General features: G+C 67.5%; 20 protein-coding genes, 1 tRNA gene and 1 pseudogene. 16 read left to right on the forward strand and 6 right to left on the reverse strand.

Annotated features, from left to right (window positions below):
* Positions 1-32 precede the first annotated feature (32 nt).
* From AAHH99_RS19010 to AAHH99_RS19050, 9 genes are all read left to right on the forward strand, one after another.
* Complete coding sequence (locus AAHH99_RS19010) at positions 33-1,583, forward strand: carboxyl transferase domain-containing protein (RefSeq protein ID WP_418770069.1); 1,551 nt, start codon at positions 33-35, stop codon at positions 1,581-1,583.
* A 7-nt stretch (positions 1,584-1,590) separates the two neighbouring features.
* Entirely contained in the window at positions 1,591-3,582 is a 1,992-nt protein-coding gene (locus tag AAHH99_RS19015) for an acetyl/propionyl/methylcrotonyl-CoA carboxylase subunit alpha (protein ID WP_418770274.1), read from the forward strand.
* Positions 3,579-4,742 (forward strand): acyl-CoA dehydrogenase family protein, encoded by a 1,164-nt coding sequence (locus tag AAHH99_RS19020; protein ID WP_066840722.1) that lies wholly within the window; start codon positions 3,579-3,581, stop codon positions 4,740-4,742. Before AAHH99_RS19015 ends, AAHH99_RS19020 begins: the two co-directional genes overlap by 4 nt.
* Positions 4,739-5,263, forward strand: coding sequence for a MaoC family dehydratase (locus AAHH99_RS19025; RefSeq protein ID WP_418770070.1), 525 nt, complete (start codon positions 4,739-4,741; stop codon positions 5,261-5,263). The genes AAHH99_RS19020 and AAHH99_RS19025 overlap by 4 nt, the downstream gene beginning before the upstream one ends.
* Positions 5,263-6,078, forward strand: coding sequence for an HpcH/HpaI aldolase/citrate lyase family protein (locus tag AAHH99_RS19030; protein ID WP_418770071.1), 816 nt, complete (start codon positions 5,263-5,265; stop codon positions 6,076-6,078). The genes AAHH99_RS19025 and AAHH99_RS19030 overlap by 1 nt, the downstream gene beginning before the upstream one ends.
* Positions 6,079-6,178: 100 nt before the next feature.
* Complete coding sequence (gene pdhA, locus AAHH99_RS19035) at positions 6,179-7,288, forward strand: pyruvate dehydrogenase (acetyl-transferring) E1 component subunit alpha (RefSeq protein WP_418770072.1); 1,110 nt, start codon at positions 6,179-6,181, stop codon at positions 7,286-7,288.
* Positions 7,289-7,316: 28 nt separating this feature from the next.
* The gene (locus AAHH99_RS19040) at positions 7,317-8,348 is read left to right on the forward strand and encodes an alpha-ketoacid dehydrogenase subunit beta (RefSeq protein WP_418770275.1); all 1,032 of its coding nucleotides are present in this window, start codon (positions 7,317-7,319) and stop codon (positions 8,346-8,348) included.
* Complete coding sequence (locus AAHH99_RS19045) at positions 8,345-9,517, forward strand: dihydrolipoamide acetyltransferase family protein (protein WP_418770073.1); 1,173 nt, start codon at positions 8,345-8,347, stop codon at positions 9,515-9,517. Before AAHH99_RS19040 ends, AAHH99_RS19045 begins: the two co-directional genes overlap by 4 nt.
* Before the next feature lie 18 nt (positions 9,518-9,535).
* Positions 9,536-9,916, forward strand: a complete 381-nt coding sequence (locus AAHH99_RS19050; RefSeq protein ID WP_418770074.1) for a YchJ family protein — start codon at positions 9,536-9,538, stop codon at positions 9,914-9,916.
* 1 nt (position 9,917) lies between these two features.
* Here AAHH99_RS19050 and AAHH99_RS19055 read toward each other — a convergent pair whose 3' ends face one another.
* The 4 genes from AAHH99_RS19055 to AAHH99_RS19070 form a co-directional block, all read right to left on the reverse strand.
* Positions 9,918-10,670, reverse strand: a complete 753-nt coding sequence (locus AAHH99_RS19055) for an enoyl-CoA hydratase (protein WP_418770075.1) — start codon at positions 10,668-10,670, stop codon at positions 9,918-9,920.
* A 29-nt stretch (positions 10,671-10,699) separates the two neighbouring features.
* A complete protein-coding gene (locus AAHH99_RS19060; RefSeq protein WP_418770276.1) occupies positions 10,700-11,047 on the reverse strand; it encodes a hypothetical protein in 348 nt (115 codons plus the stop codon).
* 111 nt (positions 11,048-11,158) lie between these two features.
* Positions 11,159-12,607 carry a PE-PPE domain-containing protein gene (locus AAHH99_RS19065; protein ID WP_418770076.1) on the reverse strand — a complete coding sequence of 483 codons (1,449 nt, stop codon included), beginning with the start codon at positions 12,605-12,607 and terminating at the stop codon, positions 11,159-11,161.
* A gap of 62 nt (positions 12,608-12,669) precedes the next feature.
* Positions 12,670-13,422 (reverse strand): acyl-[acyl-carrier-protein] thioesterase, encoded by a 753-nt coding sequence (locus tag AAHH99_RS19070; protein ID WP_418770077.1) that lies wholly within the window; start codon positions 13,420-13,422, stop codon positions 12,670-12,672.
* A gap of 117 nt (positions 13,423-13,539) precedes the next feature.
* Here AAHH99_RS19070 and AAHH99_RS19075 point away from each other — a divergent pair, with 117 nt between their 5' ends.
* Entirely contained in the window at positions 13,540-15,090 is a 1,551-nt protein-coding gene (locus AAHH99_RS19075) for a hypothetical protein (protein ID WP_418770078.1), read from the forward strand.
* A gap of 104 nt (positions 15,091-15,194) precedes the next feature.
* Here the strand turns inward: AAHH99_RS19075 and AAHH99_RS19080 are convergent.
* Together AAHH99_RS19080 and AAHH99_RS19085 are read right to left on the reverse strand one after the other, a co-directional pair.
* Positions 15,195-15,359: pseudogene (locus AAHH99_RS19080) on the reverse strand (IS481 family transposase); the annotation flags it as partial.
* 137 nt (positions 15,360-15,496) lie between these two features.
* Positions 15,497-15,569: transfer RNA gene (locus AAHH99_RS19085), tRNA-Arg, on the reverse strand.
* A 150-nt stretch (positions 15,570-15,719) separates the two neighbouring features.
* Here AAHH99_RS19085 and AAHH99_RS19090 point away from each other — a divergent pair.
* The 6 genes from AAHH99_RS19090 to ssb all read left to right on the forward strand — a co-directional run bounded on the left by AAHH99_RS19090 (position 15,720) and on the right by ssb (position 24,961).
* Positions 15,720-17,204 (forward strand): wax ester/triacylglycerol synthase family O-acyltransferase, encoded by a 1,485-nt coding sequence (locus tag AAHH99_RS19090; RefSeq protein WP_418770079.1) that lies wholly within the window; start codon positions 15,720-15,722, stop codon positions 17,202-17,204.
* The gene (locus AAHH99_RS19095) at positions 17,201-18,853 is read left to right on the forward strand and encodes an HAD-IB family hydrolase (protein WP_418770080.1); all 1,653 of its coding nucleotides are present in this window, start codon (positions 17,201-17,203) and stop codon (positions 18,851-18,853) included. The genes AAHH99_RS19090 and AAHH99_RS19095 overlap by 4 nt, the downstream gene beginning before the upstream one ends.
* The gene (locus AAHH99_RS19100) at positions 18,850-21,192 is read left to right on the forward strand and encodes a glycerol-3-phosphate 1-O-acyltransferase (protein WP_418770081.1); all 2,343 of its coding nucleotides are present in this window, start codon (positions 18,850-18,852) and stop codon (positions 21,190-21,192) included. The genes AAHH99_RS19095 and AAHH99_RS19100 overlap by 4 nt, the downstream gene beginning before the upstream one ends.
* A gap of 104 nt (positions 21,193-21,296) precedes the next feature.
* Complete coding sequence (locus AAHH99_RS19105; RefSeq protein ID WP_418770082.1) at positions 21,297-23,300, forward strand: cytochrome c oxidase assembly protein; 2,004 nt, start codon at positions 21,297-21,299, stop codon at positions 23,298-23,300.
* 119 nt (positions 23,301-23,419) lie between these two features.
* Positions 23,420-24,262, forward strand: coding sequence for a hypothetical protein (locus AAHH99_RS19110; protein ID WP_418770083.1), 843 nt, complete (start codon positions 23,420-23,422; stop codon positions 24,260-24,262).
* A gap of 240 nt (positions 24,263-24,502) precedes the next feature.
* Positions 24,503-24,961, forward strand: a complete 459-nt coding sequence (gene ssb, locus AAHH99_RS19115; protein ID WP_418770084.1) for a single-stranded DNA-binding protein — start codon at positions 24,503-24,505, stop codon at positions 24,959-24,961.
* Positions 24,962-24,963 lie beyond the last annotated feature (2 nt).

Below are 24,963 nucleotides of genomic sequence, written 5' to 3' on the forward strand. Positions count from 1 at the left end.
TATTCCTCATTAACTCAACGAACGGGTTTCCGATGGCATCGCGGCCTTCACATCGCGAGGAGCATCTCGCGCTGGTCGACGAACTTCGTTCCAAGCTCGCCGCGGCGGCCCTCGGAGGTTCCGAGCGCGCCCGCGAGCGTCATGTCAGCCGCGGCAAGCTGTTGCCGCGCGACCGCGTCGACGGCCTGCTGGACCCGGGCAGCCCGTTCCTCGAACTGTCGCCGCTTGCCGCCGACGGCATGTACGACGACGAGTGTCCGGGTGCGGGCATGATCACCGGAATCGGTCGCGTGTCGGGACGTGAGTGTGTGATCGTCGCCAACGACGCGACCGTCAAGGGTGGCACCTACTATCCGATCACGGTCAAGAAGCACCTACGGGCGCAGGAAGTCGCGGGCCAGAACCGGCTGCCGTGCATCTATCTCGTCGACTCCGGCGGTGCGTTCCTGCCGCGACAGGACGAGGTGTTCCCCGATCGCGATCATTTCGGCCGCATCTTCTACAACCAAGCCAATCTGAGCGCCCAGGGGATCGCGCAGATCGCCGCGGTGCTCGGATCCTGCACTGCCGGCGGCGCATACGTGCCCGCGATGAGCGACGAGGCCGTGATCGTGCGCAACCAGGGCACGATCTTCCTCGGCGGCCCACCGCTGGTGAAGGCCGCGACGGGCGAGGTGGTCACCGCCGAGGATCTGGGCGGGGGCGACCTGCACTCGAAGACCTCCGGTGTGACAGACCATTTGGCGCACGACGACCGCGACGCATTGCGCATCGTGCGGCGCATCGTCGCCACGCTCGGCCCCCGTGAGCCGCTGCCCTGGGAGGTGCGGCCGACCGTGGAACCGGTGGCCGATCAACATGAGCTCTATGACGTGGTGCCGGTGGACTCGCGCGTTTCCTACGACGTGCACGAGGTCGTCACCCGCATCGTCGATGGCGGCGAATTCGCCGAGTTCAAGACCGAATACGGCAGCACCCTGGTCACCGGATTCGCCCGCATCCACGGGCATCCGGTCGGCATCATCGCCAACAACGGTGTGCTGTTCGGCGAATCAGCGCTCAAGGGAGCCCATTTCATCGAGCTGTGCGATAAGCGCAACACCCCGCTGGTGTTCCTGCAGAACATCTCCGGGTTCATGGTCGGCCGCGACTACGAGGCTGGCGGTATCGCCAAACACGGCGCGAAGATGGTCACCGCGGTGGCCTGCGCGCGGGTGCCGAAGCTGACCGTGGTCATCGGTGGCTCCTACGGGGCGGGTAACTATTCGATGTGCGGGCGCGCGTACTCGCCGCGGTTCCTGTGGATGTGGCCCAACGCCCGCATCTCGGTGATGGGCGGCGAGCAGGCCGCATCGGTGCTGGCGACCGTGCGCGGCGAGATGACCGCCGAAGAGGAGGAGAACTTCAAGGCGCCGATACGCGCGCAGTACGAGCACCAGGGCAATCCGTACTATTCGACGGCCCGGCTGTGGGATGACGGGGTAATCGACCCCGCCGACACCAGAACGGTTCTCGGACTGGCGCTCTCGGCGGTCGGTCAGGCACCGCTCGAGTCCATCTCCTACGGCGTGTTCCGGATGTGAGGACATGATCTTCGATACCGTCCTTGTCGCCAACCGAGGTGAGATCGCCGTCCGCGTCATCCGCACGCTGCGCGCCATCGGCATCCGATCGGTCGCGGTGTTCAGCGACGCCGATGCGGGCGCCCGCCATGTCGCGGAAGCCGACGTCGCAGTCCGCATCGGACCGCCGCCGGCCAGACAGAGCTACCTCGACATCGGCGCCGTGGTCTCAGCGGCCCGGCGCACCGGCGCCCAGGCCGTGCATCCGGGTTACGGATTCCTCTCGGAGAACGCGCAATTCGCCGCTGCCCTCCAGGACGCGGGAATAGTGTTCATCGGCCCACCGGTCGGTGCCATCCAGACCATGGGCGACAAGATCGCGGCCAAGGCGGCGGTGTCGGCGTTCGGGGTTCCGGTGGTACCCGGAGTTTCGCGTCCCGGCCTGTCCGACGACGATCTCGTCGCCGGCGCCGGCGACGTCGGATTCCCCGTGCTGGTGAAACCCTCGGCGGGCGGCGGCGGCAAAGGTATGCGCGTCGTGCATGAGCCGGCCGAGTTGCCTGCCGCGCTGGCCAGCGCGCGCCGGGAGGCGGCCGCCGCGTTCGGTGACGACACGCTGTTTCTAGAACGGTTCGTGCTGAACCCGCGCCACATCGAGGTGCAGGTGCTCGCCGACGGCTACGGCAACGTCGTACATCTGGGCGAGCGCGAATGCTCCCTGCAGCGGCGTCATCAGAAGGTCGTCGAGGAGGCGCCGTCGCCGCTGCTGGACGCGGCGACGCGGGCGAGAATCGGTGCGGCGGCGTGCGACACCGCGCGCAGCGTCGACTACACCGGCGCGGGCACCGTCGAGTTCATCGTGTCCGCCGACCGGCCCGATGAGTTCTTCTTCATGGAGATGAACACCCGACTGCAGGTCGAGCATCCGGTCACCGAGATGGTCACCGGCATCGATCTCGTCGAGCAACAAGTGCGGATCGCCGCGGGGGAGAAGCTGGCGATCGCGCAGGACGACATCTCGATGACCGGGCACGCGATCGAGGCGCGGGTGTACGCCGAAGACCCCGGACACGGGTTCCTGCCCACCGGCGGCACCGTGCTGGGCCTCGCCGAGCCAGAAGGCCCCGGCATCCGGGTCGACTCGGGGCTGGCCCCGGGTTCGGTGATCGGCAGCGACTACGACCCGATGCTGTCGAAGGTCATCGCGCATGCCAGCGACCGGCCAGCGGCCTTGCGGACGCTGGATCGGGCGCTGGCGCACACCGCGGTTCTAGGGGTCATCACCAACGTCGAGTTCCTGCGGTTCCTGCTCGCCGATCCCGACGTCGCGGCGGGCCGCCTCGACACCGGCCTGCTGGATCGTCGCAGCCCGGACTTTCACCCGGCGAGTGCCGAGGACGCCGACCTGGTCGCCGCCGCGACGTACAGGTGGCTGCGCTCGTGGCCGCAACCCGTCGGTGACCTGTGGGCGGTCCCGTCGGGCTGGCGGATGGGCCGCGATGCGCCGACGACGTATCGGCTGCAGTCCGGTGAGCGTGTCGACCACGTTTACCTCACCGGCACACCGTCGGCGGGTGGTGCAGCGATCGAAGATGGCCCATCGCGATCGCTGGCGGTGTCGATGGCAGGCGACCGGCTGGCGGTCACCTTCGACGGGATCGTCACGGACTACGTGGTGGTCGCCGACGACCACCGGATCTGGCTGGCGGGTGGGGGCCGCACGCTTGCTGTCGACGAGGTGCGCGAAGCGCCGGTGCGACCCGACGACGCGCACAGCGGCGACGCCGAGTTGACCAGCCCGATGCCGGGTTCCGTAGTGGCCGTGGGGGTGGCCGACGGCGATCGGGTGACGACGGGCACCGTCGTGGTGACCGTCGAGGCCATGAAGATGGAACACGCGCTGAGCGCGCCGGTCGACGGCGTGGTGGAACTCCTTGTCGCCGAAGGTGATCAGGTCAAGGTGGGGCAACCGCTGGCGAAGGTCATCGCGGACCTCATCGTCGAGAAGGAAGAAGCATGACTGATTTTCTAGCTACGGGGACACTTCCCGATCATTACGAGCAGCTGGCCAAGACGGTTCGCGACTTCGCCCAGAGCGTGGTGGCGCCCGTCTCGGCCAAACATGACGAGGAACACTCGTTCCCGTACGAGGTCGTCGCGGGAATGGCCGACATGGGACTGTTCGGCCTGCCGTTCCCCGAGGAGTACGGCGGCATGGGCGGCGACTATTTCGCGCTGTGCCTCGCGTTGGAGGAACTCGGCAAGGTCGACCAGAGCGTGGCGATCACGCTCGAGGCGGGGGTGTCGCTGGGTGCGATGCCGGTGTACCGGTTCGGCAGCGAGCAGCAGAGGCAGGAGTGGCTGCCGCTGTTGGCGAGCGGTAAAGCGCTCGGTGCGTTCGGCCTCACCGAGGCCGGCGGCGGCAGCGATGCCGGCGCCACCAAGACCACCGCCCGTCTCGACGACGGCCACTGGGTCATCAACGGTTCCAAGCAGTTCATCACCAACTCGGGCACCGACATCACGAAGCTGGTCACCGTCACCGCCGTCACGGGCGAGAAACCCGATGGCAAGAAGGAGATCTCGTCGATTCTGGTTCCGGTGCCCATCGACGGGTTCACCGCCGAACCGGCGTACAGCAAGGTGGGGTGGAACGCCTCGGACACCCACCCGTTGAGCTTTGACGACGTGCGCGTGCCGGAGGAGAACCTTCTCGGTGAGCGCGGCCGGGGCTATGCGAACTTCCTTCGCATCCTCGACGAGGGCCGCATCGCGATCGCCGCGCTGTCGGTCGGCGCTGCCCAGGGGTGTGTGGACGAATCGGTCAAGTACGCCAAGGAACGCGAGGCCTTCGGCGCCGCGATCGGCAGCTATCAGGCGATCGCCTTCAAGATCGCGCGCATGGAGGCGCGCGCACACGTCGCCCGCACGGCCTATTACGACGCCGCCGCGCTGATGCTGGCTGGAAAGCCGTTCAAGAAGGCGGCGTCGATCGCCAAGATGGTGGCCAGTGAGGCCGCGATGGACAACGCCCGCGACGCCACCCAGATCTTCGGCGGCTACGGCTTTATGAACGAATACTCCGTCGCCCGGCACTACCGCGACAGCAAGATCCTCGAAATCGGTGAGGGCACAACGGAAGTGCAGTTGATGCTGATCGGGCGGGAGCTGGGCTTGTGAGTGAGAAAGATGGGACGAAGAAGATCAGCGGGCGGGGCGGCGGGAAAGTTATCGTCCAGCGCGGGCTGTGGTACGAGGAGTTCGAGACCGGCGTGCTGTACCAGCACCGGCCCGGACGCACCATCACCGAGGCCGACAACGTCTTGTTCACCACGTTGACGATGAACACTCAGGCGCTGCACCTGGACGCCGCGTTCTCGGATGCCTTGCCGCCGTTCAACCAGCGGCTCGTCAACTCGATGTTCACGCTGTCCACGCTGGTGGGCCTGTCGGTGACGCAGCTGACGCAGGGCACAATCGTCGGCAACCTCGGCTTCGGCGAAATCGCCTTCCCGAAGCCGCTTTTCCACGGCGACACGCTGTACGCGGAGTCCGAGGTGCTCGAGAAGCGCGAGTCGAGGAGCAGGCCGGGGGAGGGCATCGTGACGTTCTCGCACGTCGGCCGTAACCAGCACGGTGACATCGTGGCGACCGCGTCGCGCAAGACCATGGTGCGCAAGCGCCCGGAGGGAGAGTCGTAGTGGCGCTCGCGACGGGACCCGCGTGGCTGTTCTGTCCGGCCGACCGCCCGGAACGGTTCGAGAAGGCCGCAGCGACAGCAGATGTCGTGATCCTCGACCTCGAGGACGGCGTCGCGGCCAGGGATCGCGAAGCCGCCCGCGCGGCTCTGATCGAGACGCGCCTTGACCCGGACCGGACCGTGGTGCGCGTCAACCCCGCCGCCACGGCCGACCATCCGCTCGACCTCGAGGCGCTCGCGAAGACCGACTACACCACCGTCATGCTCGCCAAGACCGAGGGCCCGCAGCAGGTGCGCGATCTGGCACCGCGCAACGTCGTGGTGCTGATCGAGACACCGCTCGGGGCGCTGGCCGTGACGGATCTGGCTCGCATGGACAACACGGTCGCGCTGATGTGGGGGGCCGAGGACCTGTTCGCGGTCACCGGCGGCACCGCGAACCGGTATCCCGACGGGAGCTACCGCGAGGTGGCGCGGCACGTGCGATCGCAGACGCTGCTGTCGGCCAAGGCTTACGGCCGGCTCGCGCTGGACTCGGTGTACCTCGACATCAGAGACCTCGACGGTCTGCGCGGTGAGGTCGACGATGCGGTCGCGGTGGGCTTCGACGTGAAGGTCGCGATCCATCCGTCCCAGGTCGCGGTGATCCGCGAGGGCTACACACCGACGCCCGAGCAGGTGCAGTGGGCGCGACACGTGCTGGCGGCCGCCCGCGATGCCCGAGGCGTTTTCCAGTTCGAGGGCATAATGGTGGATGCCCCAGTACTGCGGCGAGCAGAGCGCATCGTCGCGCTAGCGCCCCACCCCGGCGACTAGCCGACAGCCTCCCACCGGAGAGCCTGTTCTCCCCGCCCCCGTGCTGAGCACCTCAGTCGCCTGACGGCGCGATCCGCCGCCAGTGACCCTAGGAGGCGGTATGGCAGGGTTGGCTTCGGCACCCCTCGAGTCGCTCGACGTCGAGATGGAGCCCATACAACTGGTCGCCCCGGACGGGACGCCGACCACCTCGGACAGGGCCACCCGGTACCGCAGAGACCTTCCGCCCGAGACACTCGCCTGGCTTTACGAGTCGATGGTCGTCACGCGAGATCTCGACGGAGAGTTCGTCAACCTGCAGCGACAGGGTGAACTGGCGTTGTTCGCCTCGTGTCGCGGCCAGGAAGCCGCTCAGATCGGCGCCGCCGCGTGCCTACGCAAGACCGACTGGCTGTTCCCGCAGTACCGCGAGATCGGCGCCTTCCTGGTGCGCGGCATCACGCCGGCGCAGATCGCCGCCGTGTGGCGGGGCAAGTGGCACGGCGGACTGGGCTTCACCGACAAGTGCGTCGCCCCGATCGCGATCCCGATCGGCACCCACGGTCTGCACGCGGTCGGCGCGGCGATGGCGGCCCAACGCTTGGGCGAAGAGTCGGTGACGCTGGCGTTCGTCGGCGACGGCGCCACCAGCGAGGGCGACGTCCACGAGGCGCTGAACTTCGCCGCGGTGTACCGGGCGCCGTGCGTGTTCTTCGTCCAGAACAACCAGTGGGCGATCTCGGTGCCGGTTCACCAGCAGATGGCTGGGCCATCCATCGCCCATCGCGCGATCGGCTACGGAATGCCGGGGGTCCGCGTCGACGGCAACGACGTGCTCGCATGCTTCGCCGTCACCGCCGAGGCCGCGCACCGGGCCCGTGACGGTGGCGGTCCGACGCTCATCGAAGCCGTCACCTATCGGATGGGCCCGCACACCACCTCCGACGACCCGAACCGGTACCGCAGCCCCGAAGAGGTGCAGCAGTGGGCGGCCCGCGACCCGATCGCGCGCTACCGGACGTATCTGCAGTCGGCCGGCGTGTGGACCGAACGGCTCGAGGAGCGGGTCAGGGCCAGATCGAAACGGTTGCGCGCCGACCTGCGGGACGCGGTCGTCGGCGCCGAGGACTTCGACGTCACCGAGGTGTTCGACGCGGTCTACCACGACATCACGCCGGACCTCGCCGCCCAGCGCGAGCAACTCGCCGCCGAACTCGCGAAGGAGGCGTGACATGACGCAGATCATCGAGCGCCCGTCGATGTTCGGTGAGGACGAACCTCCCGAGCCGCTGATGACCGCGATGCCGGCCGTACCGACGCTGACCATGGCGCAGGCCATCAACCGCGCACTGCACGACGCGATGGCCTCCGACGACCGGGTGCTGGTTTTCGGCGAGGACGTCGCGACCCTCGGCGGTGTCTTCCGGGTCACCGAGGGCCTGGCCGAAACCTTCGGCGCCCAGCGGTGTTTCGACACGCCGCTGGCCGAATCGGCGATCGTCGGAATCGCGATCGGCATGGCCCTTCGCGGCCTGATCCCCGTGCCCGAGATCCAGTTCGACGGGTTCGCCGCCCCGGCCTTCGACCAGATCGTGAGCCACTTGGCGAAATACCGGACGCGCACACACGGCGACACCGACATGCCGGTGACCATCCGCATCCCCTCGTTCGGCGGAATCGGCGCGGTCGAACACCATTCCGAGTCGACCGAGACCTACTGGCTGCACACCGCGGGCCTGAAGGTCGTCGTGCCCTCGACACCATCGGATGCGTATTGGCTCCTGCGGCAGTCGATCACCAGCCGCGACCCTGTCGTCTATCTGGAGCCCAAGCGCCGATACTGGGCACGCGAACCCGTCGACACGTCGATCCCCGGCCTTCCTCTAGGTCGGGCGGCGATACGGCGCCCCGGCGCCGACGTGACCGTGCTCACCTACGGTCCGCTGGTAGCAACGGCGCTGAGCGCGGCGGACATCGCCGCCGAGCACCACGGCTGGAGCCTCGAGGTGATCGACCTGCGTACGCTCAATCCACTGGACTTCGAGGCGATTTCGGAGTCGGTGCGGCGCACCGGCCGGGTCGTCGCGATGCACGAGGGGCCCCGCATGCTGGGCTTCGGCGCCGAACTGGCGGCACGAATCTCGGAGGAACTGTTCTACGACCTGGAGGCCCCGGTGCTGCGGGCGACCGGATTCGACACCCCGTACCCGCCTGCGCGTCTCGAGAAGTTGTGGCTGCCAGGGGTGGACCGACTGCTCGACTGCGTCGAACGAACGTTGGAGCAGCCATGACCGTCATGGACTTTTTGGTGCCCGACCTCGGCGAGGGACTCGAGGACGCGACGATCACCGCGTGGAGCGTCGCGGTCGGCGACGATGTCGACCTCAACCAGACGCTGTGCACCGTCGAGACCAACAAGGCCGAGGTCGAGATCCCCAGCCCGTACGCGGGCCGCGTGGTCGAACTCGGCGGCGGCGAAGGCGAGACGCTGGCGGTCGGCGCGACGTTGGTGCGCATCGCGACCGCGGCGGAACCGCCCGCAGAGAAGCGCAAACCGTTACTCGTCGGCTACGGCGCCGACGCGACGATGGACCACAGCAGGCGAGCGACGGCGCCGCCGCACCGCGTCCGCGCCAAGCCGCCGGTGCGCAAGCTGGCCGCGGAGCTGAACGTGGATCTGGCGGCGCTGACGGGCTCCGGCCCCGACGGTGTCATCACCCGCGAAGACGTGCTCGCCGCGGCCGGCCGGTCCGCGCCCAGCCCCGACATGGTGACGGTGAGCGGTGTGCAGGCCGAGATGGCGCGGCGGATGACCATGTCGCGCAAGCAGATTCCCGATGCGCACACCGGCGTGCAGGTGGACGGGACCAACCTGCTGCGGCTGCGCGACCGGTTGCGCGACCGCGCCGACGAGGACGCGCCGATCACGCCGTTCGTGCTCACGCTGCGACTTCTGACGATCACCCTGCGACACCACCCCATTCTGAACGCCACGTGGGTCGACACCACCGACGGTGCTCAGATCCACCTACATTCGGCCGTACATCTCGGCTTCGGTGTCGCCGCGCCGCGTGGCCTGTTGGTGCCCGTCGTCAGCGATGCCCACCTCAAGACCACCCGCCAACTCGCGGACGAGGTGGCCCGGCTGATTCGCAAGGCGCGCGCGAGCACGCTGAAACCGACCGAGCTGCAGGGCTCGACGTTCACGGTGTCGAACTTCGGCGCGCTCGGCCTCGACGACGGAGTGCCCGTCATCAACTACCCCGAAGCCGCCATCCTCGGCGTCGGCTCGCTCAAACCGCGCGCCGTCGTGGTCGACGACGCGGTCGTCGCGCGCCCGACGATGAACCTCACCTGCGCGTTCGACCACCGCATCGCCGACGGAGCGCAGGTGGCCGCGTTCCTGTGCGAACTGCGCGATCTGATCGAAGCACCGGAGACAGCGCTGCTCGATCTGTAGCAGGCAATGATTTCTGCCATGGCGCAAGACGATAAGTGTCCGTGCGGCAGCGGGGACGTGTATTCCGCATGTTGCGAACCACTGCACGACGGTGCACGCGTTGCGGCGACAGCCGAGGAGCTGATGCGTTCGCGCTACACCGCATTCGCCAAAGGCATTGCGGACTACCTCTTTACGACATGGCACCCGCGGACACGGCCACCCGACGTCACGCTCGACCGCGAAATGGCGTGGACCGGGCTCGAGATCAGCGATGTGATCGCTGGCAGCGAAGCCGACCAGCACGGCCAGGTCGAGTTCACGGCCCGGTACATCCACGCGGGCCGGCCAGGGACGATGCACGAACGCAGCCGGTTCGAGCGCCGCGCGGGCCGCTGGTTCTACGTCGACCGCGTGTAACTCACTTGCGTTGTGCGGCCGCCAGACGCTGCTGGAACTCGGGGGACAGGATCGAGGTGGCCTGCGGGCCGAGTTCGGTGTCGACCGCGATGCGGTGCTGCTCGACGTCGACGACGCCGGGGTTGGCCGTCGCCCGCATCGACGCCTTGGTCGCGAGCACCACCACCCGCGGCGCCCCCGCCGGTCCCTTGGCCAACTCCTTCGCGGCGGTCACGGCGTCGTCGGCGACCTCGAGCGCCAGGCCGTAGCGGACCGCGGCCTCGGCGTCGAACCGCATGCCGAACAACAGCGACGCGCGCGCGGCCTGCGGACCGATCGCTCGCTGCAGCATCCAGGTGGCGCCTCCGCCGGGATGGATCCCCAACTTCTGAAAGCGCGGATCGAATAGGGCGGCCGGCCCGGCGATGCGTACGTCGGCCGCAAGGGCCAGGTTCAACCCGGCGCCGACGGCGGCGCCATTCACCGCTGCGATCGTGGGCAGCGCGCAGTTGGCGACGGCGAGGAAACCGTCGTAGATCTTGCGCAGCCCGTCCTCGGTCGCCGAACCGAGCGCGCTCAGGTCCGCGCCTGCGCAGAACGCCTTGCCCGCGCCGGTGACGATGACCGCGTGCACATCCGGGTTGGCCTCCGCTGCGTCCACCGCCTCGCGCAGCGCGGCGGACATGTCGAACGTGACCGCGTTGCGGCGCTCCGGGTCGTTGACGGTGAGGACGGCGACGCGGTCCTCGATATGGATCAGTACCGGATCAGTCACCGGCTCAGCCTAGTGACCGGCGCGCCCCGTCAGTTGGTGACGGTGAGCGTGACGTTGTGCAGCGCCACCGCGACATCGCTGGGCAGGATGTCGACGAACGTCGCTACGTCGCGGATCGCGCCGCCCGAGGCGATCAGGTTTCCGGGGTAGCTGGGGCTGCACGGGAAGTTGTGGCACCGATACCAAGAGCCGGGTGCACTCTGGTAGGGAAACATGCTGGGCGCCTGGTCGACCCGGTAGCGGCCGGGTTCGATGGAGGCCGTGGTCCAGCCCGGTCTCGGGTTCGTGGTGACGTTGAAGACGCCGTTGCTGCCGTAACTGGGCGGCGGCGCGGCATGAACGGGCAGGGCGAGCGCAATGGGCATTACGCCGGCCATCGCGCCTGCCGACACGGCGGCGGCGATCCCGCGCCTCGAGTTCACGCCGCTGAGTCTATCGACCGGGCGCTGCGGCCAGGGAGATATCGCCCGACCGGTGCACGAAGGCCGTCAGGCGGCGGCGTCGGCTCCCGCCTTCGCGCCCTCGCCGGGTGCGCCGGCGTTGCCGGCCGTGGCGTCGGTTTCGGCGTCGTCTGCGGTGCCGGGCTGCGAGCCGTTGACAGCGGAATCATCGTGCCGCTGAACCCGTTTCGGGCTGATTTCGTCGCGGAGCTGGCCCGGCACGGCTCTTACGCTGTCGCGCAGCACGTTGAGCTGTGGTCGGCGCTCCTGCGCGGTATCCGGATCGCCTGCTCCGAGTCGTCGAGGCGGCTCTACCGTGGCCAGCCGAGTGGTGTCGGTACGCCGTTGCGTCGTCTCCGGCTCGACCGTCGGTTCCGGGTCGACCGTCGCCTCCTGCACCACCGTCGTCTCCTGCACCACCGTCGTCTCCGGCTGCACCGTCGGCCGCGGCGAGGACGCCGCCGACAGACCCTGCAGGATCGCGCCCGGGACCTTCACCGCCGTGGCCAACAACTCGTCGGGCGGGGGAGCCAGCCGGGCCGGGCGGTAGGCGCTCGGATCCCGAGGGATCGGATTGCCGCCGTAGTAGGCAGAGTCGACGGCCAGCTTCAGAACCGGCCCGGTGAGCTCGGCGAGTTGGTCACCGAAGACGTCGCGGATCAGCCGAGTCAGCGGAAGCTCTTCGGCGGTGTACGTGACGTAGGTGGTGTTGTCCCTCTCGGCCACGTAAGCCGTGATCCTGTCGCCGGGGGGAGCACTGCACTGCGCGTCCGGACAGTCGAGGACGTCGCCGGTCGCCAGGATCGCGCAGGTGTTGGCGTCACAGTCGACCGTGGGCTTGCCCTCGGCGTCCACCGGGAGCTCGCGCTCGGACTGGTTGAGCCGGGTGTACAGGTAGCCGACCAGCGAGTTGACCGCCGCGACGGGGTTCAGCACGTCCGCCGGGGCGTTGGAGTTGTAGTCGTACTCGTAGCCGGTGTTGACGACGCGCAATGCGGGGACGTCGCTCGGGGTCGGAATCGGGTTCACCCCGATCAGCGCGAACCACGGATACCGGGTGCCGAAGCCGCCGTCGGGGCGCGCGACGTCGTTGTCGACGATGAAGACCGTGTTGCCGAGATCATCTCGATTGCGCAGAAGCAGCAAACTGGCGTTCGCCGCGCCCCAGCCCGAGGCCAGCACCGCGTTCGGTTCGCCGGCGTTGGCTCGCAGGGCCTGTTCGATTCCGGCGGGACCGGTGCGGAAGTCGACGAGGACGATGTCTTTGCCGTCGGCGCCCGTGTAGATCGGGTCACGGAACTTCCCACCGAAGAAATCCGCGACGCCCGCGCCGGTCGGATTGGTGGAGCTGCCGACGACGATGAGCGCAGTCAGGTCGACCGCGGCAGAGGAGATCGATGCCGGCTGGGTGGCGGCGAGGCCGACGACACAGGTCGCGACCCCCGTGGCGGCGACGCCTGTCGCCAACCGCGTCCATCTTTTGCCCGAACCGGCCATCCTTCGTCCTCCCACCCCATGCGCAGCAAACATCGGCGCATGGCGCGATAGTACGCGACGGGCTACAGCTTGGCGATCAGAGCCGCGGCGCGGACGTCCTCGCCGACGGTCAACGCGATGTGCACGGCGTCACCGCGGCGCGCCCACCGGATGGTCACGTCCTCGCCGTACCGGATGGGCCTGCGGTACTCGACCACCGTGCGGTACGGGGCGCGGCCGAGGTCGGGCACGTGCGCCATCACTTCGTGGACGGCGTGCCAGTAGGCGGTGTTGGTGACGTGTTCGAAGATGTCGATGTCGGTGCGACGCAGCGGGAACGGGATCTGCTCGTCGGCGTCGTCGAGGTTGGTCAGCCAGGGCCGCCACTTGAGGCGGAGTTCGTCGGTGGTGGTGGCGAACCGCGCGATCAGGCTGTCCGAGGCGCGCTGGGGGGTGAGCGTCTTGCTGTTGATCGCAATCCAGAAGCCTTCGGTCTCGATGCGGCCGCCGTCGCTGCCGACCAGGTCGACGCGCATCGTGCACCACCGGGTCGACAGGGCTGAGCACCAGCGGCTGAACGAGATCTCGTTCGGAAAGTCGATCGGCTCGATGACATCGATGACGGTGCGCTGGACGAGCCAGTGCGGGTGGTCGTCGGCCTCGCCGGCGTCGACGAGGTTCTCCGCGCCGACCTCCTGGATGTAGCGGGCCACGCCGTCGAGGCGCAGGTTCAGGTCGCCGTCGATGTCGCCCGTGGCGACGCGCCACGCCGTGCGATAGATGTAGCCCGTCTCCGGCGGCGGGCTCAGTCGGTGGTCAACGTCGTTGGCGGGCATTGAGTCATGTGTACCTCCTCCGACAGCGGCGCCCGTAAGCGGGCGCGACTCCTGCCTCAGTCCGGCGTCTCGGCGTGCGCGCGGGCGGATTGCCCTTCGCGCCCTGTGGCGGCCGTAGTGCTCGGCACCGCCATTTGGCACCGGCGCGAGGACATGCATGCGCAGTTGATGGTCATTACCGCCCTGGGCCGCAGAAGCCTGATAACTTGTGCCGCGGAGGCGACTCCACGATCGGGAGGAACCTCAATGCCGATCAGGCTTTCCAGAGTCAACGCTGTGGCCATCGCGGCAATTTCAGTCCTGACCCTTTCCCTCGTCAGCTGCTCCTCACCCGCGCAGACCTTCGCCACGGACGGCAATTTCCTGTCCGAACTCTGCGGCCCGCCGCAGCTGAGGGTCGAAAACGGAAATCAAGCCGCGGTCTGCCTCACCAAGGACGGTGACGCGATCGGCATCGTCGGCGACCCCACCTTCACCACCACCCGGAAGACCGACGCATTTCGGCTGGATGCGCGCAAGTGTCCCAGCGACGGCAGGCCCCCAGTCTGGCTGCGCTACTACGACGGCCCAAATATGTTCGCGAAGAACAACTTCGAGGAGATCTCCTTCGACTTGCCGGTCACCCGCAGTGCTCTGCCCGCGATCCACGATGCGCAAAGCCTTTGGGACCAGATGACCATTCTTCAACCGATGCCCGTCTTCTCCGATGTGGCTCCGACCTACTGCGGGTTCGGCGGAACGAAGACCCTGTGGGCCAACGGCGGTTTCAACTTCGAACTCACTGCGGGCAACACCGGCTTCGACGTCGGCGATGCGCGAGAGGTCGTGCCCTGGAACTCACCGTGGCAGGCGGGATTCAACGACGAACTTTTCGACGGTTGGACCGCCTATCCGTTGATGGCGCTGGGCAACGGGGCCGGAGGGCCGCCTGCCGGCTACGCCGTACGGACGCCCGGTAGCACCGATGACACGCTGGCCGCCCCGGACTCGGTGATGCACGCCAAGTACACCGTGGACAACGACAAACAGATCGTCGTCCTTGAACTCTCCTACAACGGTTTCACCTCGACCTATGCGGTACCGCAGCAGCTCTTCAAGGAGAAATTTCTGCCGGCGGCCATTGCCGCCGGCGACCTCGCCGCCGATGACAAGCAGGTTGGGCAGGTGAACGACTTCATGTGGCGCTGGCAGCTGTTCACCAACACCCTGACGATTCAAAAGCCCACCAAACCCGGGGGCAAGCCCATTGCGCTGAACGAGTTGCCGCAGTACTTCCCCAATTTCACCGCCTATCGGGACATCCGTGCCACGGTGAAGGGTTTCCCGGGGGTCAACAATCCGGACGCCTTCGAGAACACGCTGGTGTGCGCGAAGGGGTTCGAGATGTACGGAACTCTGTTCGACGACCGACTCTTCACGGACCTGGACGACTACAGCAAGTGGCTGAACATCGAGGCCGACAAGACGGATCCTCGCTATCAGCAGTGGCGCTGCCTCGAGGCAATCGCCCGAGCCCGTCTCCAGAGTTGCGTGTCAAGCGGCTCTGAGAAGAACGAATCCGGCAACGCCTGGACCGTCGGCATCGGGTATCCGAACGACGCGATCCTCCCGCAGTGTGATGCCAGCGATCCGCAGACCGCCGCCGTGATCGCTGGTGCGCGGAGGTGACGGCGCCGGGCATGGAGGGCGCCGCGCTATGAGCGCCCCCTGTTGGGCTTCGGTTGATTCTTGACGGATCTACTGCGGTTGATCCTTGACACTCGGTGTGGTGGTTAGGGCTCTGTTTGGGTGCGCAGGGCCCGTTTGTTTCTTACCTTGCCGGTGCTGGCGCGTGCGGCGGTCTTGACCAGAACGTCGCCAATGTAAAAGCGCAGCAGGTCACCGTCGACGTGAACATCACAGCGCGAACCGGCGTAGTGCTGCCCCAGGCTGACTTGCTAGCCACGCTCAACTCCCTCATTAAGGGAGTGTCAAGGATCAACCGAAGCAACTGTCAAGCATCAGCCGAAACACTGTCAGGAATCACCCGAAACAGATATGTCCAGCATCAGCCGACCTAATACAAAACGCGAAGTGCCCCCGGCAGGACTCGAACCTGCGACCGACCGCTTAGAAGGCGGTTGCTCTATCCACTGAGCTACGGGGGCGGGTGGGCTAACCCTAACCAATGGCCCACGGCGTCACCGGTCAGCACGCGCCAACTCCTGCCGCACGACAGCACTAAAGGGCTCTCGCGCCCTCTTGCCGCCGACTAGCGTGGGGACGACAGCTTCACGACCAGGAGGACGTTACGGGTTATGAGCGACGTGCCGGAACTCGATGCGGCGGGACTTCCTGAGGAGCTCAGCCCGCTCGACCAGATCCTGCATCGCGGCGAGGCCAATCCGCGTACCCGTTCGGGGATCATGACCGTCGAGCTCCTGGACTGCGCGCCGGACTGGGAGACGTTCCGCGCCAAGTTCGACGCCGCCTCGCGCAAGGTCTTGCGGCTGCGGCAGAAGGTGGTGATGCCGACGCTGCCGACCGTGGCGCCGAGGTGGGTGGTGGACCCCGACTTCAACCTCGACTTCCACCTCCGTCGGGTGCGCGCCCCGCAACCCGGCACGTTCCGTCAGGTGCTCGACCTCGCCGAGGTTGCCGCGCAATCGCCGCTCGACATCTCCCGGCCGCTGTGGACGGCGACGCTCGTCGAAGGACTCGCCCACGACCGCGCCGCGATGGTCGTTCACCTCAGCCATGCGGTCACCGACGGTGTCGGCGGAGTCGAGATGTTCGCCAATCTCTATGACCTCGAGCGCGACCCGTCGCCACAGCCCCTCCCGCCCCTTCCCATCCCGCAGGACCTGTCGCCCAACGACCTGATGCGCCAAGGGCTCGTCCGGTTGCCCGGCACCATCGCGGGCCGCGTGCGCGGAGCGTTGTTCGGCGCCGCGCACGTAGCAGGGGAGGTGATCCGCGACCCGATCTCCCGGCTCGGCGGCGCTGTCGGATACGCCATGTCGGGTGCGCGCGTGATCGGTCCCGTCGCCGATCCGTCGCCGGTGCTGCGGCGACGCAGCCTGTCGTCGCGCAGCGAAGCCATCGACATCGAGTTCGGCATCCTGCACCGGGCCGCTAAGGCGGCCGGCGGTTCGATCAACGACGCGTATCTGGCGGGCTTGAGTGGCGCGCTGCGGCTCTACCACGAAGCCAAGGGCGTACCGCTCGACACGCTGCCGATGGCGGTTCCGGTCAACCTCCGCTCGGATGCGGACCCGGCGGGCGGAAACCGGTTCGCGGGTCTCAACCTCGCCGCGCCGATCGGCCTGACAGACCCCGAGATCCGCATCCGCAACATCCGCTCGCAGATGACCACCAAGCGCGAGGAACGCGCGATCGACATGGTCAGCGCCATCGCTCCGTTGGTCGGCCTGCTACCTGACACCGCCCTCGAGACGATGGCCGGCTCGATCGTGAACTCCGACGTGCAGGCCAGCAATGTCCCGGTGTACGCGGGGGACACCTACATCGCGGGCGCAAAAGTCCTGCGCCAGTACGGACTTGGTCCGCTGCCGGGCGTGGCGATGATGGTGGTGTTGATCTCGCGCTCGGGTTACTGCACGATCACCACCCGCTATGACCGCGCGGCGATCACCGACCAGGAGTTGTGGGCGCGCTGCCTGCTGTCGGGTTTCGACGAGGTCCTCGCCCTGGGCGGCGACGGTCGAGCCGAACCCGCCTCGTTCACCGTCGACCCGGCCCCTTCCACTGTTTCGTCGTCGAATGGGAGCGCAGCGCAATGACTTCGCCAAATGGTCAGACCTCGCGGCGCACCATGCGTCTGCCGGGTTCGGTCGCCGAGATTCAGGCCAGCCCGCAGGGACCCGAAGTCGGCGCGTTCTTCGATCTCGACGGCACCCTGGTCGCCGGCTTCACGGGCGTCGTGATGACGCAGGACCGGTTTCGTCGTCGCCAGATGTCGATGGGCGAGTTTATCGGCATGGTTCAGGCCGGCCTCAACCACCAACTGGGGCGGTCGGAGTTCGAGGACCTGATCGGCAAGGGTGCGCGCATGTTGCGCGGCAACTCGCTCGAGGACGTCGACGAACTCGCCGAGCGGTTGTTCGTCCAGAAGATCGTCGGCCGGATCTATCCCGAGATGCGCGAGTTGGTGCGCGCGCACATGGCCCGCGGTCACACCGTCGTCCTCAGCTCGTCGGCGCTGACGGTGCAGGTCGAGCCGGTCGCGCGCTTCCTCGGCATTTCGAATGTGTTGAGCAACAAGTTCGAGATCGATGAGCACGGATTGCTCACCGGCGAGGTGACACGCCCGATTATTTGGGGGCCGGGCAAGGCCAGGGCGGTGCAGAAGTTCGCCGCCGAGCACGGTGTCGACCTGTCGATGAGCTACTTCTACGCCGACGGCGACGAGGACGTCGCGCTGATGTATCTGGTGGGCAACCCCCGCCCGACGAATCCGGGAGGCAAACTCGCCGCGGTCGCCGCGAAGCGGGGCTGGCCGGTGCTGCGCTTCAGCAGTCGCAGTGGTGCGAGCCCGGTCTCACATCTGCGCACGGCGGCGGGTATCGCCACGATGGGACCCATCGCGGCCGGGGCGCTCGGTCTGGGGCTGTTGACGCGGAGCAAGCGCAACGGGGTCAACTTCTTCACCGCGGCCTTCGGCCGGGCGCTGATGAGCACCCTTGGCATCAACATCAACGTGTTGGGCAAGGAGAACCTGACCAAGAAGCGTCCCGCGGTGTTCCTGTTCAACCACCGCAACCAGGCCGACCCGTTGATCGCAGGCCACTTGGTAGACACCAACTTCACGTCGGTGGGCAAGAAGGAGTTGGAGAAGGATCCGATCGTCGGCACCCTCGGCAAGATCATGGACGCTGCGTTCATCGACCGCGAGGATCCGCAGAAGGCGGTCGAAGGGCTTAAGAAAGTCGAGGAACTCGCGCGCAAGGGGCTGTCGATCCTGATCGCGCCGGAGGGCACCCGGTTGGACACAACCGAGGTGGGGCCGTTCAAGAAGGGGCCGTTCCGAATCGCGATGTCAGCCGGTATTCCGGTGGTGCCCATCGTCATTCGCAACGCCGAAGTGATCGCGGCGCGCGATTCGAGCACCTTCAACCCGGGCACCGTCGACGTCGTGGTCTATCCGCCCATCCCGGTCGACGACTGGACGCACGACAATCTCGGGGAGCGCATCGCCGAGGTGCGCCAGCTCTACCTCGACACGTTGGCGGACTGGCCGCACGACGAGTCGTCGCTTCCCGAGCTCTACGACCGCAACGTGCGGCCGAAGAGCACGCCCGCCAAGAAGACGGCGAAGAAGGCGACCAAGAAGGCGACCAAGTCCGAAGCCAAGTCTGCGACCAAGTCGGTGCGCAACGCGCCGGCCGCCAAGAAGTCGGCGACGAAATCCGCGGGGAGGGGGCGTCCGTGAAGCCGTCTGTCGATCAGTACACGCCCTTCACGCCCACCGGTGACGCGCTCGTGCTGGCGTCGGCTTCCTCTGCGGCCGAACGTGATCTGCTCGACGACTGGCTCGAGCGGCAACGGCGCGAGAACCCCGAGGCCAAGATCGACGTCCTGTTGTTGCCGTATGAGGACCCGCCTGCCGGTGTGCTGGCTTCGCTCGTGTCCGAACTCGAAGCGGGAGAAGACCGCTCCGTGGTGCCGGTGCGGGTGTTCTGGGTGCCCGGCGGCCTGCCCACCCGATCCAAGGTGGTGGCGCTGCTCTCGGGCCGCGACACCTATCGGCCGCCCGAGATTCTGCAGCGCCGCATCCTGCGCCGCGACCGGACGCGAGCCCGCGTCGTCGCCGGTGAACCGGCGAAGGTCTCCGAACTGCGTCAGCAGTGGGCCGACACTACCGTCGCCGAAAACCCCCGGGAATTCGCGCGTTTCGTAATCCGCCGCGCGATTCTGGCGATCGAGCGGGTGGAACTGCGGCTGCTGGGACCCGAATACAAATCACCACGGCTCATCAAGCCGGAGTTGTTGGCGTCGGCGCGTTTCCGCGAAGGGCTGACGAAAATTCCGGGTGCTGACCTCGAGACCGCTGGGGAGATGCTCGACGAACTCTCCACCGGGTGGAGTCGGTTCTCGGTCGATCTGATTCCATCGCTGGGGCGCGCGATCTTCAGCCGCGGCTTCGATCCCAATATCGACTACGACCGCGACGAAGTCGAGTTGATGCGGCGCAACCTGGAGAACCATCCGGCAGTGCTGTTGTTCTCGCACCGGTCCTACCTCGACGGCGTGATCGTACCGGTGGCGATGCAGGAAAACCGGTTACCGCCGGTGCACACCTTCGCGGGCATCAACCTCTCGTTCGGCTTCATGGGGCCGTTGATGCGCCATTCGGGCGTGATCTTCCTGCGTCGCAAGCTCGACGATCCGCTCTACAAGTATGTGCTGCGGCAGTTCGTCGGCTACATCGTCGAGAAGCGATTCAACCTCAGCTGGTCTATCGAGGGTACGCGGTCGCGGACCGGAAAGATGTTGCCGCCCAAGCTCGGCCTGCTCGCCTACGTGGCCGACGCGTACCTCGACGGCCGCAGCGAGGACATCCTGCTGCAGCCCGTGTCGATCAGCTTCGACCAGCTGCACGAGACGTCCGAATACGCCGCCTACGCCCGCGGCGGCGAGAAGACGCCCGAAAGCCTGTCGTGGATGTACAACTTCATCAAGGCCCAGGGCGAGCGCAACTACGGCAAGATCTACGTCCGCTTCCCCGAGGCCGTCTCCATGCGCGAGTACCTCGATGCGCCGCACGGGCCGATGACCACCGATGAGAGCGCCAAACGCCTTGCCCTGCAGAAGATGGCGTTCGAAGTGTCGTGGCGGATCCTGCGGGCGACACCGGTCAACGCCTCGGCGCTGGTGTCGGCGCTGTTGCTCACTACGCGCGGAATCGCATTGACGCTGAACCAGATTCATCACACTCTGCAGCCTTCGCTGGACTACCTCGAGCGTAAGCAGACCCCGATGACCAACAGCGCGTTGCGGTTGCGCACCCCAGAAGGTGTGCGGGCCGCGCTCGACGCGCTGTCCAACCGGCACCCCGTCACCTGCGTCGAGGGCGGGCGCGAGCCGGTCTGGCGGATCGCTCCCGAGGACGAACACGAAGCGGCGTTCTACCGCAACACCCTTATCGACGCGTTCCTCGAAACCTCGTTGGTCGAGTTGGCGCTGGTGCACGCCGGCCGTGCGGGGTCCGACCGGCTGGAGGCGTTCTGGTCGCAGGTGATGCGACTGCGCGATCTGCTGAAGTTCGACTTCTACTTCGCCGATTCGGCGGCGTTCCGTGAACACGTCGCCGAGGAACTGTCCTGGCAGAGCGGCTGGGAGGAGCAGGTGACGGCCGGTGAGCCGCAGGTCGAGCAGCTATTGCGGACCAAGTCGCCGCTGTTGGCGGGCGCCATGCTGCGCCCGTTCTTCGAGGCGTACGAGATCGTCGCCGACGTGCTGCTCGACGCCCCCGCTGAGATCGACGAGAAGGACCTGACGAAGAAGGCACTCGGACTGGGCAACCAGTACGTCGCGCAGAGCCGGGTGCGCAGCAACGAAGCGGTGTCGGCGTTGCTGTTCGCGACCGCCCGCCAGGTCGCCGCCGACCAGGACCTGATCGAACCCGCCGCCGACCTGCACGAGCGCCGTACCGCGTTCCGGGACGAACTGCGGGCCATCCTGCGCGATATGGACAAGGTCGAGCAGCTCGCCCGCGAGCAGTTCATCGCGCGCGAGATCGCGCGTCGTGAGGCGCGCCAAGCCTCCTGAGTCCGCCGAGCGCACGGTGGTGTACGCGTATCGCGAGTAGCAGCGTGAGCAACCGTACGCTCGGCGATTCCCTTGAAGGCCGAGCCGCGCCATACGCTGGTGGGATGACGACGACGGCATCGCGCATGCGCACCAGCGCGGTATGGCCGGTGCTCGTCGGGGTGGCTGTCCTGGCGGGGACGATCGCCGCGGGTATCGGCGCTCTGTCGCTGGCCGACGCGCTGAGTGCGACCGGACTGCCGGATCCCGGCCCGATCACGACCTACGGCCTGCCGTTCGTGCGGGCCGCCGGCGAAATCGCTGCGGTCATCGCCGTCGGATCCTTCCTGTTCGCCGCGTTCCTGACGCCGCCCCAAACCAACGGCGTGCTCGACGCCGGCGGGTACCGCGCGTTGCGCCTGGGCACCGGCGCGTCCGCGGCCTGGACGGTGTGCGCGGCGCTGATGGTTCCGTTGACGGTGTCCGACGTCTCGGGTCAGCCACTGAACCAGACGCTCGACCCGGTGGCCGTCTGGTCGGCGGCCGACCTCGTCGACATGGCCAGCGCGTGGCGGTGGACGGCGTTTCTGGCTGCCGCCGTCACGGTGGCCAGCATCCCGGTGCTCCGCTGGTCATGGACGCCGGTCCTGCTGGGCGGGGCGTTGACGACGCTGATCCCGCTTGGGTTGGCCGGGCATTCGTCCACCGGCGGCGCTCACGACATGGCAACCAACAGCCTGCTGTTTCACCTGGCCGCCGCAGCGCTGTGGGCGGGTGGTCTGCTCGCCCTGCTGGTACACGCGATGCGGCGCGGCAAGCACGCCGATCTCGCCGCCCGCCGGTTCTCGGCGCTCGCGTTCTGGTGCTTCGTCGTCATGGCCGTCAGCGGTGTGATCAACGCGCTCGTGCGCGTCGAACCCGCCGACCTGGTGCGCACCGAGTACGGCTGGTTGATCGTCGCGAAGATCTGCGCATTGGCCCTGCTCGCGGTGATCGGCTGGTGGCAACGCCGCTCCGCGGTGGCCGCGTTGCAGGAAGACCCGGACGCGCGCGGTCCGCTGATGCGTCTGGCGCTGCTCGAGGCGCTGCTGTTCGGGGCGACGTTCGGCATCGCGGTCGGGCTCGGCCGCACTCCACCACCGCCGCTGGCCGAACAGCCCACCCCCGTCGAGGTGGCGATCGGATACGACCTCACAGGCCCGCCCACTTTCGAGCGGATCGTGCTCGACTGGCGTTTCGACCTGATCTTCGGCACCGCCGCGATCGTCTTCGCAGTGGTCTACCTGCTCGGTGTGCGTCGCCTTCGCCGTCGGGGTGACGCGTGGCCGGTCGGACGGACACTGGGTTGGCTGTGCGGCTGCGCGTCGCTGCTGATCGCGACGTCGTCGGGGCTGGGCCGCTACATGCCCGCCATGTTCTCGATGCACATGATCGCGCACATGACGCTGTCGATGCTGGTGCCGATCCTGCTGGTGCTCGGCGCGCCGATGACGCTGGCCCTGCGGGCACTGCCGACCGCTCGCCGCGGCGAGCCGCCGGGTCCCAGGGAGTGGCTGCTGGCCGCGTTGCACTCGCGGGTGTCGCGGTTCCTGACCCAGCCGATCATCGCGACGGTCATCTTCGTGGCGGGTTTCTATGGGCTGTACTTCGGCGGGCTGTTCGACGCGGCGGTCGACAACCACGGCGCCCACGTGCTTATGAATGTGCACTTCCTGCTCAGCGGATACCTCTTCTATTGGGTGACGATCGGTATCGATCCGGCGCCGCGCCAGATTCCTCACCTGGGCAAGGTCGCGATGGTGTTCGCGTCGCTGCCGCTGCACGCGTTCTTCGGTGTGGTGCTGATGGGGACCAAGACCGTGCTGGGCGAGCCGTTCTACCGGTCATTGCAGTTGAGCTGGCACACCGACTTGCTCGCCGATCAGCGCACCGGCGGTGGAATCGCCTGGGCCGCTGGTGAGGTCCCGCTCGTGCTGGTGATGCTCGCGCTGCTGATCCAGTGGACGCGCAGCGACCAGCGCACGGCCGAGCGGATCGACCGGGCCGCCGACCGCGACGACGACGCGGAGCTCGCCGCCTACAACGCGATGCTCGCCGAGCTCGCCCGCCGCGACGCCTCTTCGCGCTGAGATCTGGCGATCTGGCGCCCAGACCGACGCTTTGGCTGGTTTCCGGCCGGCGAATCGACCATTGCGTCGGTTTCGAGAACGGTGGGAGCCAGACCAGCGGCCGTCTGCGTCCCAACAGTGTGGAGATCCCGTTCGTCGGCCGTGACGCCGTGGCCGCCGGCCACCTCACGAGGGCACGCCTGCGTAGTCAGTATCGGCCGCTGTATCGGGGCATCTACGTGCCGAGACGCCACGACGTGTCGCTGCGCGACCGGATCGCCGGCGTATCCCTCGCCTCGCCTTCGGCGGTGATCGCCGGGGTGGCCGCCTCTGCGATGCACGGGGCGAAATGGGTCGTGGACGACGTTCCCATCGAATTGGTCGCGGCGCTCCGGCGCCAGCGCGGGCTGATCGTCCGTGACGAGACCCTCGGGGAGGGCGAGGTCACCACGGTGGCGGGCATTCGCGTGACCACCCCGGCTCGAACCGCGTTCGACCTGGGCCGCCATCAGCCTCGTGACCGGGCTGTCGCACGCCTGGACGCGTTGATGAATGCGTGCCCGTTCGCCACCGAGGACGTCGCGCTACTGGCGAAACGTCATCGCGGTGTGCGTGGTCTGCGCCAGCTACGGGCGGCGCTGCCGCTCGTCGACGGCGGCGCCGAGTCGCCGAGGGAAACGTGGCTGCGGCTGCTGTTCATCGACGCCGGCCTACCTCGCCCCGCCACACAATTCGTCGTCCGTGACGAGTGGGACCGCTACGTCCGGCGCATCGACATGTGCTGGGAGGACTTCAAAGTCGGCGCCGAGTACGACGGAGAACAACACCTCACCAGCCGGCGACAATATGTGCTCGACGTTCAGGTCAATCGCGTTCTGCAGCGGCTCGGTTGGCACGTCATCCACGTCATCAAAGAGGACCGCGGGGTCGACATCGTCGAGCAGGCGCGAAACGCCCTGCTGTCGAGGGGCTGGCGCCCGTAGGTTCCGGGGACGCCCGCTCGAAACCGACGCAATGGTCGAGTTCGCGCGAGTCGAGCAACCAAAACGTTGGGCTCGGCGGGGGGATAGGCGGCTCATCCCCAACGCCTGATTCATCCACAGCATCTTTGCGCGACGCGCGCTGATCTTCTTCCGGTGTCGGCGCCGCGGCGCTCAATAGCGGTGTCACCGACACGCCACAAGGCTGGTCGGCAAGCAAACGCAAAGAAACAGGAGATCGTCATGTTCGAGACACCGTTCACCATCGTCGGCAACATCGTCACCGACCCGATCCATCGGCGGGTGGGGGATCAGGAGATGGTCCGGTTCCGGGTCGCGAGCAACTCGCGCCGCCGCACGGCAGAGGGAACATGGGAGCCCGGAAACTCGTTGTTCGTGACGGTGAATTGCTGGGGGAGAGTGGTTGCCGGGACCAGCGCGGCGCTGGTCAAGGGCGACCCCGTCATCGTCGTCGGACACGTTTACACAAGCGAATACGACGACCGGGACGGCAACCGACGCTCGTCGGTCGAAGTTCGCGCCACATCGGTCGGGCCGGATCTGGCACGGTGCTCGGCACGCATCGACCGGGGGCGCCAGCAGACCGAACAGCGGTTCACCGACCCGGAAGACCACTCCGAAGACACCGGTGATGACGACGACACGGAGCAGCCCCACACGGCGCTGCCCCTGACCGCGTAGCG

Source organism: Mycobacterium neumannii (assembly GCF_048452905.1).
Lineage (GTDB): Bacteria > Actinomycetota > Actinomycetes > Mycobacteriales > Mycobacteriaceae > Mycobacterium > Mycobacterium neumannii_B.

Coding starts and splice junctions, on each gene's coding strand:
- AAHH99_RS19095 (WP_418770080.1), top strand. CDS start 17,201: ATGACTTCGCCAAATGGTCAGACCTCGCGGCGCACCATGCGTCTGCCG.
- AAHH99_RS19060 (WP_418770276.1), bottom strand. CDS start 11,047: ATGGCCGGCGTAATGCCCATTGCGCTCGCCCTGCCCGTTCATGCCGCG.
- AAHH99_RS19040 (WP_418770275.1), top strand. CDS start 7,317: ATGTTCGGTGAGGACGAACCTCCCGAGCCGCTGATGACCGCGATGCCG.
- pdhA (WP_418770072.1), top strand. CDS start 6,179: ATGGCAGGGTTGGCTTCGGCACCCCTCGAGTCGCTCGACGTCGAGATG.
- AAHH99_RS19045 (WP_418770073.1), top strand. CDS start 8,345: ATGACCGTCATGGACTTTTTGGTGCCCGACCTCGGCGAGGGACTCGAG.
- AAHH99_RS19065 (WP_418770076.1), bottom strand. CDS start 12,607: ATGGCCGGTTCGGGCAAAAGATGGACGCGGTTGGCGACAGGCGTCGCC.
- AAHH99_RS19010 (WP_418770069.1), top strand. CDS start 33: ATGGCATCGCGGCCTTCACATCGCGAGGAGCATCTCGCGCTGGTCGAC.
- AAHH99_RS19070 (WP_418770077.1), bottom strand. CDS start 13,422: ATGCCCGCCAACGACGTTGACCACCGACTGAGCCCGCCGCCGGAGACG.
- AAHH99_RS19105 (WP_418770082.1), top strand. CDS start 21,297: ATGACGACGACGGCATCGCGCATGCGCACCAGCGCGGTATGGCCGGTG.
- AAHH99_RS19090 (WP_418770079.1), top strand. CDS start 15,720: ATGAGCGACGTGCCGGAACTCGATGCGGCGGGACTTCCTGAGGAGCTC.
- AAHH99_RS19050 (WP_418770074.1), top strand. CDS start 9,536: ATGGCGCAAGACGATAAGTGTCCGTGCGGCAGCGGGGACGTGTATTCC.
- AAHH99_RS19020 (WP_066840722.1), top strand. CDS start 3,579: ATGACTGATTTTCTAGCTACGGGGACACTTCCCGATCATTACGAGCAG.
- ssb (WP_418770084.1), top strand. CDS start 24,503: ATGTTCGAGACACCGTTCACCATCGTCGGCAACATCGTCACCGACCCG.